Below are 15,221 nucleotides of genomic sequence, written 5' to 3'. Positions count from 1 at the left end.
CTGCTAATTCCTCGGGTCGTTGCGGAACGGCGACACCGTGCGCTGGCCGTACCCGTTCTCGGTGCTCTCGGCCTCGGCGCGACGCCGCCCGGGCAGTCGGATGTTCACCCGCTTGAGCCAGCGGTCGGTGCCGTCGTACCGGGGTTTGAACGGCACCCGGCCGTGCACCACAACGTCATTGTCCACCAGCAGCAGTTCTCCCGGGGTCAAAGCCGCGGTGATGCACACCCTTTCGAGCTCCAGCGCCAAATGATCGTAGGCGGCCCGGAATTCGGCGTCCGCCTCGTCGAGCGGGGTGTAGGCGGGATCGAAGCGCAGGGTGAGCGCGTCCGCGTCACTGCCCAGAGTGGCCACGGCGGGCGCGGGGCTGGCGGGAAATTCGCTGCCGTAGGACAGATCCGGATGGATGGGCAGCAGCGCCCGCTCCAGTCGTGCCCGCTGCCAGGACTCCAGCCGCACCCGCCGCACCGACGACACCGTGGTGCCGACCCTGTCCGGGTTGCGCAGGCAGCCGAGCATGAGCAGGTTCGCGCGCTCCGGGTGGAAGGCGTCCTCGGTGTGCGGGGCGAGCAGGGTGGTGCTGCTGGCCCCGGTCTGCTCCTGCTCGTGGCCCGGACTGGGCACGATGTTATTGACCAGCCGTCCCGCCTGCTGGCCCTGCCAGCCGAACGGCTCACCGGCACAGCGCGCCAGCAGCAGCATGGCGATGTCGAGTTCGAAGGAGGCGGCGCAGCGGACGGGATCGCCCGCCCAGGCCGCCGCCTGCCGCCAGTCGATGGGGGTGGGGCCGAGTTCGGCGTCGGCCACGGGCAGGTCACCGATGATGGTGACACCCGCCGCGGTGGCGGGTGCGCGCATGGCCTCGTGTACGGCGTCGGGCAGTTCCCGGTAGCGGGAATCGATCGTGTGGATCAGCGTCGTATGTGCGAGGGTGGTGGATATCGCCGGATCGTGTCCGAGTGTGACGGCGATCTCATGGGCGAGGTCGCGGATGGACCGTGACGCCGCCGCGGGCAGCACGCGTCGTTCGAGTTCGGCGGGGTGAAGCGAGTTACGTTCGAAGAGAACGCTTTTCACCGAGGGTTGTCCCTTCTTCGCATCGTTGGTGCGCGGACGTTCGATGGTGAAAAGTACACGGCTTACTGAGGTTAGGCTAGCCTGTGTTTCGCGTCCGGCGTGTCGCAGAGAAATAGCGGGTTGGCATGGAAGGGTAGTGCTGAAAGATTGCCAGCACCCCGGATTCGGCCGATTCGGCACGGGCGCGTCGGCGCATCGTGGCCGACGCGCCGCTTCGTCTGGATGATGAATAACGTGCGTTTCGTGAAGGCCGGCGCTGGCGCCGTCATCTCCCGCGCCGGCCTGCTGGGCACGGCGTGTGCCCTCGTGCTGCTAACCGGTTGCGGGGCAGTGGATCTCACGCCCATTCCGGAGGGTATCCCGCCCGGTCCGGGTGCGCCGCTGCCCGTCATCGACATCGACGCGCCCGGCCGCACCGCGGCGCAGCTGCGCGGCTGGGCCGAGGAGCGGTCCGACGCCCTGGGCATTCCGGTGGTGTCGCTGGAGGCCTACGGCTACGCCGCCGCCGTCATGGCGCGCGCCCGGCCGGACTGCGGCATCGCCTGGACCACCATCGCGGGCATCGCGAGCGTCGAGAGTCGGCACGGCACCCACCGCGGCGCCGACGTCGCCGCGGACGGCACCGTGTCGCCGCCGATTCGCGGGATCCCCCTGGACGGTTCGCCAGGCGTCGCGCGCATCGAGGACACCGACGGCGGCAGGCTCGACGGTGACACCGTCTACGACCGCGCCCTCGGCCCGATGCAGTTCATCCCGGAGACCTGGCAACGCTGGGGCGTGGACGCCAACGGCGACGGCATCGCCGATCCGGACAGCATCGACGACGCGGCCCTGACCGCCGCCCGCTACCTGTGCGCCAGCGGCGGCGACCTCACCGGCCCCGAGGGCTGGCAGCGGGCGCTGCTCACCTACAACCAGTCCAACGTCTACATGCACACCGTGCGCGACCGCGCGGCGGCCTACAGCGTGGGGCGCAGAGCCTGAGCGCGGTCCGCCGGGCCGACCGCGTCCGGCGGAAACCACCGGTCACCGGCCGCGGTCCGCTTGCGCCGGTCGCGCGGACGGGCTGGCCGGGCGAGCGGCCGAGCATCCTTGCGTTAGGCTCGGCACCGCACGGGAATGCCGTGCGACCTGCCGAGCAAGCAGCCGAAGGAGTGTCGTTTCGTGGCCATCATCGAACAGGTCGGAGCTCGCGAGATCCTGGATTCTCGTGGTAACCCCACCGTCGAGGTCGAGATCGCTCTCGACGACGGCACCCTCACCCGGGCGGCGGTGCCGTCCGGCGCGTCGACCGGCGAGCACGAGGCCGTCGAGCTCCGCGACGGCGGAGACCGCTACCAGGGCAAGGGCGTGCAGAAGGCCGTCGAGGGCGTGCTGGACGAGATCGCCCCGGCCGTGATCGGCCTGGACGCGGTCGAGCAGCGCACCGTCGATCAGACCCTGCTGGACCTGGACGGCACCCCCGACAAGTCGCGCCTGGGCGCGAACGCCCTGCTGGGCGTGTCGCTGGCGGTGGCCCGCGCCGCCGCCGAATCCTCCGGCCTGGAGCTGTTCCGCTACGTCGGCGGCCCCAACGCCCACGTGCTGCCGGTGCCCATGATGAACATCGTCAACGGTGGCGCGCACGCCGACACCGGCGTGGACGTGCAGGAATTCATGATCGCCCCGATCGGCGCGCCGACCTTCAAGGAGTCGCTGCGCTGGGGTGCGGAGGTCTACCACTCGCTCAAGTCGGTGCTGAAGTCACAGGGCCTGTCCACCGGTCTGGGCGACGAGGGCGGTTTCGCCCCCGACGTCGCGGGCACCCGCGCCGCGCTGGACCTCATCGCCTCCGCCATCGAGAAGGCGGGCTACAAGCTCGGCACCGATGTGGCGCTGGCCTTGGACGTGGCCGCCACCGAGTTCTACACCGCCGGTGAGGGATACAAGTTCGAGGGCAGCGTGCGCAGCGCCGCCCAGATGAACGAGTTCTACAGCGAACTGCTGTCGGCCTACCCGATCGTCTCCATCGAGGACCCGCTGTCCGAGGACGACTGGGACGGCTGGGTCGCGCTGACCGACGTCATCGGCGACAAGGTGCAGTTGGTCGGCGACGACCTGTTCGTCACCAACCCGGAGCGCTTGGAGGAGGGCATCGCCAAGGGCGCCGCCAACGCGCTGCTGGTGAAGGTCAACCAGATCGGCACCCTGACCGAGACCCTGGACGCCGTGGACCTGGCGCACCGCAACGGCTACAAGACCATGATGAGCCACCGGTCCGGTGAGACCGAGGACACCACCATCGCCGATCTGGCCGTGGCCGTCGGCTCCGGTCAGATCAAGACCGGCGCGCCGGCCCGCTCGGAGCGCGTGGCCAAGTACAACCAGCTGCTGCGCATCGAGGACGCCCTGGGCGACTCGGCGCGCTACGCCGGTGACGTCGCCTTCCCGCGTTTCGCGTTCGAAGGCTGAATAATCGGGCTCGGGAAATCGGTAGCCCGGGGGTCGCACGGCCCCCGGGTGTCGAATCGGCTGAGTTTCGAGGTGTGAGATGACGGAGCGGCGAGCGCGCGGTACCAGTCCGGCCGGACGCGGGGACCGCCGCTCGTCGCGATCCGCCAGATCGCGGCCGGCGGCCAGCGGCAAGGGCCGCACCACCGCCGGAGCGCGGGCCGCCGCCCGGCGCGCCGCCAAATCCGCGAAACCCGCACGGTCCGAACACAAGATCCTCGGCCTGTCCACCGGGCGGGCGGTGCTGCTGGCCGCGGTGGTCGCCGCTCTGGCCCTCACCCTCGCGGTGCCGCTGCGCACCTATTTCAGCCAGCGCGCCGAGGCCCAGCAGCTCGCCGCCGAGCGGGCACAGCTGGAGGCCGAGGTGGCGGAGCTGCGCGATCGCCGTGCGCAGCAACAGGATCCGGCCTACACCCGGGCCGAGGCACGAGACCGGCTGCGGCTGGTGATGCCCGGCGAAACCCCCTACATCGTGCAGGTGCCCGGTATCGAACAACCGGCGGTGCCGAGCCCGACCAGCAAGCCGCGGGAACCCGACCCCTGGTACACCGAGCTGTGGCGCAGTATCTCCGAGCCGCAGCCCACACCCACGCAGGAAGGAGCACCCGGGTGACGTACGAAGAGCCCACCGACCGGGATCTCGAGATCGTCGCCGAGCAGCTGGGGCGCGCCCCGCGCGGGGTGCTCGCCATCGCCTACCGCACTCCCGACGGTGTGCCCGCCGTCGTGAAGACCGCGCCCAAGCTGCCCGACGGCACGCCGTTCCCCACGCTGTTCTATCTGACCGATCCGCGGCTCACCGCCGAGGCCAGCCGGTTGGAGACCACCGGTCTGATGCGCGAGATGACCGAGCGGCTGGGACGTGACACCGAACTGGCCGCCGCCTACCGCGCGGCCTACGAGGGCTATCTCGCCGAACGCGACGCCATCGAATCGCTGGGCACCGATTTCGCCGGTGGCGGCATGCCCGATCGGGTGAAGTGCCTGCACGTGCTGATCGCGCACTCGCTGGCCAAGGGGCCGGGGGTGAATCCGCTCGGCGACGAAGCGGTGGCGCTGGCCGCCGACCACGGCCTGCGCGGCACCGCGATTCCCGCGGACTGGCCGAAATACGAAGCGTACGGGACCGATTCGGCCGCCGCGGAGTAGCCGGAGGAGTATTCGAGGAGTAGCTCATGACCGACCGGATCGCCGCCGTCGACTGCGGCACCAATTCCATCCGACTACTGATCGCCGATGTCGCCCCGGCCGGGGAGGCGTCGGCGACGCCGCATCTGACCGATGTGCACCGGGAGATGCGCATCGTGCGGCTCGGGCAGGGCGTGGACGCGACCGGCTCGCTGCACCCCGAGGCCATCGAGCGCACCCGCGCCGCCCTGCACGACTACGTGGACCTCATGCTCGACGCCGGGGTGTCGCGGGTGCGCATGGTCGCCACCTCCGCCACCCGCGATGCGAGCAACCGCGAGGACTTCTTCGCCATGACCCGCGCGGAGCTCGGGCGCGTGGTGCCGGGTGCGCAGGCCGAGGTGATCACCGGGGACGAGGAGGCGCGGCTGTCCTTCGCCGGGGCTGTTGGCGAATTGTCCAGTGCCGACGGGCCTTTCGTGGTGGTCGACCTCGGCGGCGGATCCACCGAAGTGGTCCTGGGCGACAGTTCCGGTGTGCAGTCGGCCTATTCGGCCGATATCGGTTGTGTGCGGATCACCGAACGCTGCCTGCGCGGCGACCCGCCGACGCCGGAGGAGGTGGCGTCCGGGCGGTTCTTCGCCTCCGAACGGCTGGCGCAGGCGTTCGGCGTGGTGCCGGTGGAGCGCGCCCGCACCTGGGTCGGGGTGGCCGGGACCATGACCACGCTGGCGGCCGTCGCCCTCGACCTGCCCGAATACGATTCGGAGAAGGTGCATCTCACGCGCCTGACGCTGCCGCAGGTGCGGGCCGTCTGCGATCGGCTGATCGGGATGACGCACGACGAGCGAGCGGCACTGGGCCCCATGCATCCGGGCCGGGTGGACGTCATCGGCGGTGGTGCGGTGATCACCGAGGTGCTGGCGGACGAGCTGGCGCGCCGCGCCGGAATCGACGCGCTGATCGTCAGCGAGCACGACATCCTGGACGGCATCGCGCTGTCGGTCGCACCCCGGCGATAGGATCGGTCTATGGCCGCGACAACCCAGGTCACGGCCCGTTTGTGCGGTTGAACAAGCGGTGACGGGAGTGCGTCCCCGATGTTGCTGTTCAATTGCCCAATATGGGAGGGTGACGCACATGACAGCTACACCTCTCGCGAAGGAGGGGGCCGAACGCACCCTGTTCGGGCACCCCATCGGCCTCGCGAATCTGTTCGGCGTGGAGCTCTGGGAACGTTTCTCGTTCTACGGCATGCTCACGATCCTGGGCTACTACCTGTACTACTCGACCACCGAGGGTGGTCTCGCCATGCCGCAGGCCACCGCCACCGGCATCGTCGGGGCGTACGGCGGTCTCGTCTATCTCTCCACGGTGCTCGGCGGCTGGCTCGCCGACCGGGTGCTCGGCATGGAGCGCACCGTCTTCTACGGCGGCGTGGTCGTCATGGCGGGTCATATCGCGCTGGCGATCATTCCGGACCTGGCGGGCGTCGCGGTCGGCCTGGTGTTGGTGGCGCTCGGCTCCGGTGCGCTCAAGGCCAACGCCTCCTCGCTGCTGGGCACCCTCTACGCCAAGGGCGACGCCCGCGCGGACGGCGGGTTCACCCTGTTCTATCTGGGCATCAACCTCGGCGCCTTCGCCGGTCCGCTCATCACCGGCCTGCTGCAATCGCATGTCGGCTTCCACTACGGCTTCGGCGCGGCCGCCATCGGCATGGCGCTGGGGCTGACGCAGTACGTGGTGTTCCGCCGCAATCTCGGCGACCACGGCCGCGAGGTGCCGAATCCGCTGCCGCGCCCCGAGATTCCGCGCACGGTGGCGGCGGTGGCCGGTTTCGGCGTGGTGGTCCTGCTCGCGTGGGTGACCGGGCTGCTCACTCTGGAGAATCTGCCCGACGTCACCACCGGGGTGATCGTGCTGGCCTCCATCGCCTACTTCGTCATCATGCTCACCAGCGCCAAGGTGGAGCCCATCGAGCGGGTGCGGGTGCGGGCCTATATTCCGCTGTTCATCGCGAACGCGGTGTTCTGGTCGCTGTTCCAGCAGATCTTCACCGTGCTGGCGGTGTACTCCGATGAGCGCATCGACTGGAATGTCTTCGGCTGGACCGCGCCGTCGAACTGGATCGGCTCCATGGAACCGGTGTGGATCATCGCGCTGTCGCCGCTGTTCGCCATCATGTGGACGCGGCTGGGGAACCGCGCGCCGAGTACGCCGCGCAAGTTCGCCATCGGCGTGATCGGGATGGGCGCGGCCTTCATGCTCTTCACCGTGTTCTCCGGAACCGAGGGCAAATCCGTGCCGATCCTGTTCGTCTTCGTGGTGCTGGGCGCGTTCGCCGTCTCCGAGCTGATGCTCTCGCCCATCGGCCTGTCGGTGACGACGAAGCTGGCCCCCAACGCCTTCCGCGCGCAGATGATGGCCCTGTACTTCTTCTCGGTGGGCATGGGCACCTCCATGTCCGGCGTGCTGTCGAAGTACTACGACCCCGCGCACGAACTGGCCTACTTCGGCATCACCGGCCTGGTGACCATCGCCGTGGGTGTGGCCGTCTGGTTCATCGCGCCCCGGGTGAGCCGCCTCATGGAGGGCGTGCACTGACCGATCCGGCTCCGGAGGTGACGGCCGCTGTCGTCACCTCCGGCCAAACGGATTGTTAATACCTTCGCAAAGCACTTTCGCGGAAAGCCTGAAGTTCGCTACGGTCGTTTCGGCCGTCGGCTGGGCGTGGATTTCCGCAGCGTCGCGATCCACGCGGTGTGGATGATGATCCGCTGCGTGCGGAGAACCGAGCAAGGAGTGTGGCCTTGTCGTTGCGAGCAACTGGGCTTCGGCGTGGAACGCGAGCTATTCGTCTGGCCGGTGTCGCCGTCGCGGCCGCGGTGGCGGCGGGCATGGTGTGGGCGACCGGCGCACCCCGCGCGGACGCCGCGCCGGGTGATTGCCCCGCCCTGAACGTGGTGGCGGTGCCAGGCACCTGGGAGACCTCCCGGGACGATCCGAAACAGGGCATGTTGTCCCTGGTGACCAATGGTCTGCCCGGCAGCGTGCGCACCGACTACGTCAGCTACGCGGCCACCGCCCTGCCCTGGGAGGGCGAGGTCTACGGCCGCTCCAAGCGCGAGGCCGTCAACGCCGCCCGCGGCCTGATCGCCGATATGGCGGCCCGCTGCGGCGCAACACGTTTCGCCCTGGTCGGCTACAGCCAGGGTGCCGACGCCGCCGGTGACCTGGCCGCCGAGATCGGCACCGGCCTCGGCGTGGTCCCGCCCGACCGCGTGCTCGCTGTCGGCCTGCTCTCCGACCCCCGCCGCTCACCCACCGACATCCTGGTCGGCCCGCCCGTCCCCGGCGCCGGTGCGGGCGGTGCGCGCGTAGGCGGCTTCGGCTGGCTCGCCCCCAAGGTCCGAACCATCTGCGCCGCAGGTGATCTCTACTGCTCGGTCCCCACCGACGACCTGGCGGGCCGCTTCGCCGGCTTCCTCACCCAACTCTCCGCCCCCGACCCCCTCCAGTTCGGCAACTACGCCCTCACCCTCCAAGCCATCCTCGGCGAGGCCCTCACCCCCGGCTGGAACGCCATCCTCACCGCCCCCGCCGACGACCCCGCCAGCGAGCAGTGGGCCCGCCAGGTGGAGGAGTTCTACCGCTCCGGAGTCCACCAGTCCTACCCCGGCTACGTGGTGGACGCCAACGGCACCACCGCCACCTCCTGGCTCCGCAACTGGCTCGCGGGCATCGCCCGCACCGCCTGACCCTCCGGGCCGGGTACCAGCCCCACCCAGACCGGTACCCGGCCCGACCACTGCACCCCCGGCCGTCCCCCCGCGGCGCACCTGTGACACCCACCCGAATCCACCCCTAGAAGATTCCGGCACAACCGTACGGCTCGGTAGGCTGACCCCCGCGCCCCCGTAGCCCAATTGGCAGAGGCAGCGGACTTAAAATCCGCCCAGTGTCGGTTCGAGCCCGACCGGGGGCACGACTTCGACATCGAAGTCGGAGGGCCGGCACATCCTGTGGAGTAGGGCCAGACGGGCTCGCGCGTCCAGGACGTCCGCGCCATCTGGAGCTCTTTCGTCGGCCACTCACCGCGGGCTGCCTGCGTTGGCCCCGCACGGGCTACGGGTGCTCCGAGTCGCGGGCTTCGTGCGTGTCGAGGGCGTGCTGCAGGGTGGCGTTGAGCGCCTGCGCCTCCGCGAGCTGATCTTCCAGGATCACGATCCGGCAGGCGCCCTCCAAGGAGTTCCCTGCATCGATCAGTTCGCGTACCCGCGCGGCGATCCGCAACTGATAGCGCGAGTAGCGGCGATGCCCACCCTCCGAGCGTTGCGGGGTCAACAGGCGCGCACCATCCAGGGAGCGCAGAAACGCCTGGGTCACACCAAGGAGCTCGGCGGCGCGACCCATGCTGTAGGCGGGGAAATCCTCGTCGTCTAGTCGGTCCACCCCGCTTCTATCCGGAGTGGGAGTCATATCCGGTTGCTGCACAGCACCTCTCAATTTGCCAACGGCCAGAGGCCCCGGCGCACTGTGCGCCGGGGCCTGGGAAATACGTATACGAAAGGGTCGAGTTGCTCACCGGCCCCCAAAGGCCGATGGCATACACCGCTCCCGAGAGCACTCGGGTTGTACAACAGGGTTTCGACTACTCAGTGGCCACCACCTCCATGTGTACGCGTCTTGTCTGCGAGCCGTCTTGCTGTGCCCGCCCCGCCGGCGGCGGTCCAGCAGCCAGTGGGTCAGCCGGATTCTCGCCTGCGTCGGCGGGGCGGGGTACCGCATACCAGGCAGTTCACCTGCCCAGTCACTCGATCTCTCATTTTTGACAACAGTGAAATTACCCAACAGCATATGGAATGTCTAGAGTGGCCACTGAAGATTTTCTGGTGAGTGATCGCCCATCGGAAGGATCAGTCGGCGGCACGACCTGGCGATTCCCCCGTCGAAGTGCATCGATGCGGGGTATAAGTGGCCGCTGCTCTGATCGGGTGACCTTCGTTCGATCGGATGAGGGGCCGCGTCTGCTCGCTACGGCAAGACGAGGCAGGCGGAGCCGGTGTTGATGCCGGTGCCGACCTCGAGATTGATTGCGGGGCCGCCCTCGGAGGTTTGGTAGGCGACGATCCGGTGCCAGCCGGGGTTCGTCGGGGTCCACTGCACGGTCGCCACACCGTCGACCGGCTGGATGTAGTTGCTCGGTGAGAAGACTGTCGAGGGGGCGAAGTCGTAGAACGACACCGGGGCGGCGTCGTCGACGGTCGCGGTCAGTGTGTAGGTGCAATTGGTGCCGTACTGCTGGGTCGGCCCCCAGCTGAGCCCGGGTGAGGCGTGTAGGCCGGTCACCCGCGCGGCGGCATCCGGCGCGGTCACCAGGACGGAGGCCGCCACGCCGAGCAGAGCAACCGACGATCCGAGCAGTCTGCTGGTTCGTGGTGGCCGCGGTCGGTGTGCCGCACTGCGTATGTGCCCGGTCTCGGTGCGTCTCGACAGCGATAGCATCGTCGAATTCCTTTCAGTCGCCTGCCTTTACGATGCATCAACCGATCCCGAGGGCGGCAGAGCCGAAGGTCGTCAGGATGCGCGGGCTCCGCAGACGGCAGTCGTGACCTACCAGGATCGTGCTGGCCGTGGGCCGAGGCCGCGGCGCGCAATGGGCGGGAGGACGTGAATTCCTGCTGTTCGACACCGGTCTCGCCGACCCCGGCTGGGTGTATGCGGCGGGCTCGAGCTGGGCATCCGACTTCCCCGAGGTGACGCTCCAGCTGCTCTGGCCGACCGACCACACATGGGGCCGTGGCCAGAACACCGGCGTAGGTGGCAGCGAGCCTACGGGCAGGTTGCTGTCTTCCTCGACATCGCGGGAAACGGGTGGAATCTGCTCGGACCGCCCGCACCGACAGTGGGTTGATCAGTCGGAGTCGACCGGCCGTTACGGAACTGGGACCTGCCGTGGTGGAGTAGGGTCGAGGCAACGAGGCCATCGAGGCTTTCCGAACAAAGGACCAACCAGTTGTCCGACAAATCTCCGCGTAGCAAGATGTCCAAGGCTCAGGGTAAGACCCTGAAGGAGAAACGAGCGGAGAAGAAGGCCAAATCCGCCAACCCGCAGCCCGCAATCGAGGGTTTCGAGAAGAAGGGCAATAAGCACCGCTGAACTGCGGTTGGCCGCACCGGACGCGTGCCTATGCTCAGATGGATGCATCTGGAGCTGGTGGCGATCGCGGTCGAGGAATATGACCCGGCAATCGAGTTCTTCGTCGGGGTGCTGGGCTTCGACCTGGTAGAGGACGTGCCGTCGCTGACCAACGATGGCCGACCCAAGCGGTGGGTGGTGGTTCGTCCGCCAGGTGCGCAAACCGGAATCCTGCTGGCGCGTGCGGACGGTCAGCGGCAGGCGGCCGTGGTCGGTGATCAGGTTGCTGGTCGCGTGGGGTTCTTCCTGCGGGTTGATGACTTTCGGTCGGAATATGCTCGGCTGCTCGCAGCGGGCGTCGAATTCGTGACACAACCGCGGTCCGAGCCGTATGGCTGCGTCGCGGTCTTCGTGGACATTGCCGGCAACCGGTGGGATCTACTGGGTCCTGCCTAGTCGTGGCCTGCCGGGATTGCGCCGCAGTCCGAGATTGTTGACTAAGAAGGGTCGTCATGGAGCGTCCGGCTCGACGTCTTCGACGGATTCCGGCTCCACGTCGATGATCTCGCCATTGTGGCCCAGCGGGCTGAGCACCCCACCGATGTCGAGATCCGGCTCGGCCAGCTGTTCGGCGGTGATCGGCCAGCCGTCCTCGCCGACCGGCCAGATGCCGTCGTCGCGGTGAAGGTAGGAGAGGTGGCCGCCGTCGCGGGCGGTCATGGCTCAGTCCTCACCGGCCGGTTCGAATCGGGGCCGATCTTCCCGGCGTCGACCAGGGCCGACCAGGCTGCGGCCTTGGTGTGGCAGGCGTCGAGGTGGCAGTTGATATGCACCTGCATCGCGAGCCCTGGGTTACTGCGCCCCCATTCGCGGTTGCGGTGGCTGAGGCAGTCGAATCGCACCGTCGTTTCCCTCCGGTGAGCGGGTGCTTGGGAGGCGGCGGCACCGGGGATGGCTACGGGTTCACCCGGCGACGCTGCCTACCTTCGAGCCTCACAGTCGGCGGAAGTGCCAACAATGGCACTCTCGGGAGGCGAATTCGGGAAGTGCCACCAGGCGCGGTGCAGAGAGCACTGTGGCCGTCAGTACTCCAGTCGCATCAGGTCGGACAGCTCGCGCATATCTGCGGTGAGGGTCCGGCGACGCCCAATGATGCGCCCAAGTAAATCCTTCGCCATGCGCTGTTCGACCAGCCATGGCCGTGCTTCCCGCGACAGGCGTTGAAGGATCTCGAAACCCGCGTCATAGCGGCGCAGTTCGACGTGCGCCGATACAACGTCGAGCAGGTGGCGATTGCGGTTGTCCGACGTCGGCCGCAGGCTGGTGGGAACGTCTCTCGCGAGTCGCAGGGCAAGGTCCGGGCGATCATCGACAACGGCGTTCTCGACTCGCTTCATAGCGACCGTGGCGGGGTCGAATGTCGTCCAATACTGGTGGTATCCAACCGATTTCGGGCGTACGGCAATCGCAGCGGCCTGTGCGAGGCGCATCATCTCGTCTGCCTCGTCTGCCCGGTTATCACGGATCGCGGCCGCGGAGCCACGCAGCAGCAACCACCCCCACGTCGATATCTCCTGCGTGCTCGCTACCGATAGGCGCGGCTCTACCCGGTCGGCCCACGCCACTGCCAACTCGCGCACTTGCTCGAATTGCCTCTCCACCAACAGCAGCCAGCACAGCGTGATGATCGCCGATGCCGCGTCCAGGACGTTGCCGGTAGCCTCGGCATCCGCCAGGGCTTGTTCCAGGGCGGCGCGCGCGGTCTTCGGCTGGCGGGTCTGCACCATCACCGAGCCGGCCAGTTGCAGCACCCGTGACCGCATCAGCGGCGTCGCGGTCTTGCTGTCCTCGATCAGGCGCGGCAGCATTCGAGCCAGCGTCTCGTATTCATTGTTGTGGTACAGCGTCACCGCAGCCGCCAGCGATTCGCCGAGACTCCGGCTAGCTACCGGGTCCGGCTCTGTTGCTGGCACCGGCGCAGCGATGGCGTCACGTGTCGGCAACCACAATGCGTTCCCCTCGCCGCTCCCTTCGGGCGGACTGGGGTTCGGCCCGAGTAGTGCGGTCAGGGGGCATTCGAGCGCGACCGCGAATCGGCGCAAGCTGTCGATACGGACGTCTTCGCGTTCGCCCTGCTCGATCTTGCGGACCCACGACACCGAGACGCCCGCAGCCTGGGCCAACTCCTTCTGCGTGAGCCCGCGCCGCCGTCGAACTGATTGCAGGCGTGCGCCGATACCTGCCACCACACTCATGCCACCACGCTACGACTGGTCGCGTTGTTCGTGCACGGCTTCCGACGTCACGCCGGCGACCGGAGCCGACTTGAAGGCGGACTGTCCGCCAGCCGCGCTCACTAGGCTGACCGGGTGCGGTTCACAACGGATGTCGAGCGTGGTGGGTGGCTGCTCGGGCGGGTCGGCGAGCACGGGGTCGGCAGCGTTGCCGGTACCGGTTTCGAGGCGTATGCGCGGATTCTGCATCCGGTCGAGGCGATCCGACGCGATGTCACGGTCACCGACGAGTGGGGCAATCCTGCGATCGTGGCGGAGGCGATGTGGCCGTGGGCCGAGGTCGCCGCGCGCAATGGGAGAGTGATGCATCCGCTGGTGCAGTGGCGCAGACTCACCGACGATGAGGACGAGGCGGCGATGTCGTTCGACGACGGTTGGGAGGTCGGCCAGACCGTCGAGGGGTGGTTCGATCCGAAGCTGTTGGCCGCGCTCTGCGTTCACCTCCGTGCGGCCACCGAGACACCCGAACAGGTGACGGCTGGGGTGTGGAACGGATTCGGTGAGCTGAATTCATCCGCCGATGCGGTGTTCGTCGCGGCCACCGACGGCGATCCGCGGGACGTCGAGCGTGAGCGCGATCGAATCGACGCCGAATTGGCTGTGTCCGTCGCGCCGGAGGTTCGACAGGCGGTCGAGTCGGGGCCTTTCCTACGCTGGCCGGGACGTGACTTCTTACTGTTCGACACCGATCTCTCCGAGCTCGCGGATCCCGGCTGGGTGTATGCGACGGGCCTGGGATGGACGACCGACTTTCCCGGGGTGATGCCCCAGCTGCTCTGGCCCGCCGACCACGCGTGGGTCGTGGCCAGCGAGATCGACTTCGACTCGACGATCGTCGCCGGCTCATGGGCTCTGATCGATGCGGTGTTGGCCGACAGTCGTTTCGAGGCTTACGAGATCGACGAGGAGTCGGATCTGAGTTGGGGCGGCGACACGATCAACTCCGCGCCGAAGGGCTGATGTGGACCGCCGAGCCGTGCGCACGGGGCCGAGCGTGACGCCGGGTTGGTCGATGCGCAGCTGGATCAGCCGACAGGTTCCAGCCTTGAAGAACGGGCCACAGGCCGCGAGCGGCATTGACAGCGGCTCGATTCGAACGCTCCGTGGCGGCGCCCGACTCCGGCCCGTCGAACTCCTCACATGAGGTTCAGCGCGATGGCGAGGGTGCCGAGTGTCGCCAGGATCGAGGTGACACCCACGTGCATGCCGATCGACAGCCGGATGTCGTTGTACCGCCAGACACACCAGTATCCGGGCAGTGTGAAGATCACCCGGGGCAGCAGCACCCACGGCGTCCAGAAGTGGTACAGCGAGAACAGGAATGTGTTGACCACCGGCGCCGACCGGCTCAGGTGGGCGATGCGGGGCAGCAGGAAACCGCGGAAGTACAGCTCCTCGATGAGCGGAAGGGCGATCCCCGTGAGCGGTAGGCAGATCACCATGGTGATGAGGGTTATCGAGTGCGGGTAGCCGTCGAGATAGGTGATACCCCCGCGCTCGGCGGCATCCACGTACGGCAGCCAGGTGAAGAAGGGTTTGCAGAAGGCGTTCACCGGTGCCAGCGCGAAGCTCAGCGCCATCATCCACACGATCAGGGGGATGACCATGGCGACGAGTCTCCCGCGTGGGAGCGGCCTATCCAGGTAGTGCAGTACGCCGCGCAGCGAGACGTGGCCGTTGCGGATGCGTCCGAGCCACAGCAGTCCGGCCAGGATCGGGATCAGAATCAGGCACAGGGCGATCGCCCAGCCCAGGAAGCCGGGATAGCCGATGGCCTCGGTGAACGGCCTGCCGATCAGCAGATAGGCGGCGACGATCGCGGCACCGGGGACGAGGTGCAGCAGAACGGACAGCGGTAGGGAATGACGGTCGCTGAGCAGGCGCTCGGCCAGTGCCACCGGCACCATACCGTTCCAGGTCGAATCGGCCGAGTTCGAAGAAGCGGTGGTGGGCAATGACTTTCCTTTCGATGACGTGGTGCGCAACAGCAACACCGTCGCCAACGCGGCTGACACGGCCCTGACACCGCCCTGACACGCCCGCGGACATGGGTGCTCGGTTCCGAAGGGCTGATACGGAACGCCGGGCCGTGC

16 protein-coding genes and 1 tRNA gene are annotated in these 15,221 nt (G+C 68.1%); 11 read left to right on the top strand and 6 right to left on the bottom strand.

All coding sequences use genetic code 11. The features are described 5' to 3' along the window. Positions 1 to 3 precede the first annotated feature (3 nt). On the bottom strand, positions 4 to 1,077 hold the full coding sequence (locus ON31_RS24530) for a TauD/TfdA family dioxygenase (protein ID WP_039817085.1): 1,074 nt from the start codon (positions 1,075 to 1,077) through the stop codon (positions 4 to 6). Positions 1,078 to 1,299: 222 nt separating this feature from the next. On the opposite strand from ON31_RS24530, the gene ON31_RS24525 reads away from it, so the two are divergent. The 8 genes from ON31_RS24525 to ON31_RS24490 all read left to right on the top strand — a co-directional run bounded on the left by ON31_RS24525 (position 1,300) and on the right by ON31_RS24490 (position 8,680). Continuing rightward, the gene (locus tag ON31_RS24525; protein ID WP_051037696.1) at positions 1,300 to 2,061 is read left to right on the top strand and encodes a lytic transglycosylase domain-containing protein; all 762 of its coding nucleotides are present in this window, start codon (positions 1,300 to 1,302) and stop codon (positions 2,059 to 2,061) included. Between the two features lie 180 nt (positions 2,062 to 2,241). Then, positions 2,242 to 3,528 (top strand): phosphopyruvate hydratase, encoded by a 1,287-nt coding sequence (gene eno / locus ON31_RS24520; protein ID WP_039817214.1) that lies wholly within the window; start codon positions 2,242 to 2,244, stop codon positions 3,526 to 3,528. A gap of 79 nt (positions 3,529 to 3,607) precedes the next feature. Further along, a complete protein-coding gene (locus tag ON31_RS24515) occupies positions 3,608 to 4,180 on the top strand; it encodes an FtsB family cell division protein (protein ID WP_039817084.1) in 573 nt (190 codons plus the stop codon). Further along, a complete protein-coding gene (locus ON31_RS24510) occupies positions 4,177 to 4,716 on the top strand; it encodes a DUF501 domain-containing protein (protein WP_039817083.1) in 540 nt (179 codons plus the stop codon). Before ON31_RS24515 ends, ON31_RS24510 begins: the two co-directional genes overlap by 4 nt. A gap of 26 nt (positions 4,717 to 4,742) precedes the next feature. Continuing rightward, the gene (locus ON31_RS24505) at positions 4,743 to 5,717 is read left to right on the top strand and encodes a Ppx/GppA phosphatase family protein (RefSeq protein ID WP_039817082.1); all 975 of its coding nucleotides are present in this window, start codon (positions 4,743 to 4,745) and stop codon (positions 5,715 to 5,717) included. Positions 5,718 to 5,835: 118 nt separating this feature from the next. Then, positions 5,836 to 7,299, top strand: a complete 1,464-nt coding sequence (locus ON31_RS24500) for a peptide MFS transporter (RefSeq protein WP_039817081.1) — start codon at positions 5,836 to 5,838, stop codon at positions 7,297 to 7,299. Positions 7,300 to 7,592: 293 nt separating this feature from the next. Next, on the top strand, positions 7,593 to 8,453 hold the full coding sequence (locus ON31_RS24495) for a cutinase family protein (protein WP_081592718.1): 861 nt from the start codon (positions 7,593 to 7,595) through the stop codon (positions 8,451 to 8,453). A 153-nt stretch (positions 8,454 to 8,606) separates the two neighbouring features. Further along, a tRNA-Leu gene (locus ON31_RS24490) sits at positions 8,607 to 8,680 on the top strand. 140 nt (positions 8,681 to 8,820) lie between these two features. On the opposite strand, the gene ON31_RS24485 is transcribed toward ON31_RS24490, so the two are convergent. Next, on the bottom strand, positions 8,821 to 9,147 hold the full coding sequence (locus tag ON31_RS24485; protein WP_244961527.1) for a MerR family transcriptional regulator: 327 nt from the start codon (positions 9,145 to 9,147) through the stop codon (positions 8,821 to 8,823). Between the two features lie 582 nt (positions 9,148 to 9,729). After that, positions 9,730 to 10,089 carry a hypothetical protein gene (locus tag ON31_RS24480; RefSeq protein WP_039817079.1) on the bottom strand — a complete coding sequence of 120 codons (360 nt, stop codon included), beginning with the start codon at positions 10,087 to 10,089 and terminating at the stop codon, positions 9,730 to 9,732. Between the two features lie 622 nt (positions 10,090 to 10,711). Here ON31_RS24480 and ON31_RS37330 point away from each other — a divergent pair. Further along, the gene (locus tag ON31_RS37330; protein WP_169335037.1) at positions 10,712 to 10,855 is read left to right on the top strand and encodes a hypothetical protein; all 144 of its coding nucleotides are present in this window, start codon (positions 10,712 to 10,714) and stop codon (positions 10,853 to 10,855) included. A gap of 42 nt (positions 10,856 to 10,897) precedes the next feature. After that, positions 10,898 to 11,290 carry a VOC family protein gene (locus tag ON31_RS24475; protein ID WP_039817078.1) on the top strand — a complete coding sequence of 131 codons (393 nt, stop codon included), beginning with the start codon at positions 10,898 to 10,900 and terminating at the stop codon, positions 11,288 to 11,290. 54 nt (positions 11,291 to 11,344) lie between these two features. On the opposite strand, the gene ON31_RS24470 is transcribed toward ON31_RS24475, so the two are convergent. Together ON31_RS24470 and ON31_RS24460 are read right to left on the bottom strand one after the other, a co-directional pair. Then, positions 11,345 to 11,554, bottom strand: coding sequence for a hypothetical protein (locus ON31_RS24470; protein WP_039817077.1), 210 nt, complete (start codon positions 11,552 to 11,554; stop codon positions 11,345 to 11,347). A 362-nt stretch (positions 11,555 to 11,916) separates the two neighbouring features. Then, positions 11,917 to 13,089, bottom strand: coding sequence for a helix-turn-helix domain-containing protein (locus tag ON31_RS24460; protein WP_039817075.1), 1,173 nt, complete (start codon positions 13,087 to 13,089; stop codon positions 11,917 to 11,919). A 114-nt stretch (positions 13,090 to 13,203) separates the two neighbouring features. Here ON31_RS24460 and ON31_RS34865 point away from each other — a divergent pair, with 114 nt between their 5' ends. Next, positions 13,204 to 14,088 carry a hypothetical protein gene (locus tag ON31_RS34865; RefSeq protein ID WP_051037694.1) on the top strand — a complete coding sequence of 295 codons (885 nt, stop codon included), beginning with the start codon at positions 13,204 to 13,206 and terminating at the stop codon, positions 14,086 to 14,088. 176 nt (positions 14,089 to 14,264) lie between these two features. On the opposite strand, the gene ON31_RS24450 is transcribed toward ON31_RS34865, so the two are convergent. After that, positions 14,265 to 15,083, bottom strand: a complete 819-nt coding sequence (locus tag ON31_RS24450) for a CPBP family intramembrane glutamic endopeptidase (protein ID WP_255222239.1) — start codon at positions 15,081 to 15,083, stop codon at positions 14,265 to 14,267. Positions 15,084 to 15,221 lie beyond the last annotated feature (138 nt).

Origin of the sequence: Nocardia otitidiscaviarum NBRC 14405 (assembly GCF_000308635.1) — a bacterium.
Taxonomy (GTDB): Bacteria; Actinomycetota; Actinomycetes; order Mycobacteriales; family Mycobacteriaceae; genus Nocardia; species Nocardia otitidiscaviarum.
Note: the sequence above shows the minus strand (reverse complement) of the source record. Positions and strands in the feature narration are given on the sequence as shown.

Coding starts and splice junctions, on each gene's coding strand:
- ON31_RS24525 (WP_051037696.1), top strand. CDS start 1,300: ATGATGAATAACGTGCGTTTCGTGAAGGCCGGCGCTGGCGCCGTCATC.
- ON31_RS24515 (WP_039817084.1), top strand. CDS start 3,608: ATGACGGAGCGGCGAGCGCGCGGTACCAGTCCGGCCGGACGCGGGGAC.
- ON31_RS24505 (WP_039817082.1), top strand. CDS start 4,743: ATGACCGACCGGATCGCCGCCGTCGACTGCGGCACCAATTCCATCCGA.
- ON31_RS24500 (WP_039817081.1), top strand. CDS start 5,836: ATGACAGCTACACCTCTCGCGAAGGAGGGGGCCGAACGCACCCTGTTC.
- ON31_RS24495 (WP_081592718.1), top strand. CDS start 7,593: ATGGTGTGGGCGACCGGCGCACCCCGCGCGGACGCCGCGCCGGGTGAT.
- ON31_RS24475 (WP_039817078.1), top strand. CDS start 10,898: ATGCATCTGGAGCTGGTGGCGATCGCGGTCGAGGAATATGACCCGGCA.
- ON31_RS24470 (WP_039817077.1), bottom strand. CDS start 11,554: ATGACCGCCCGCGACGGCGGCCACCTCTCCTACCTTCACCGCGACGAC.
- ON31_RS24460 (WP_039817075.1), bottom strand. CDS start 13,089: ATGAGTGTGGTGGCAGGTATCGGCGCACGCCTGCAATCAGTTCGACGG.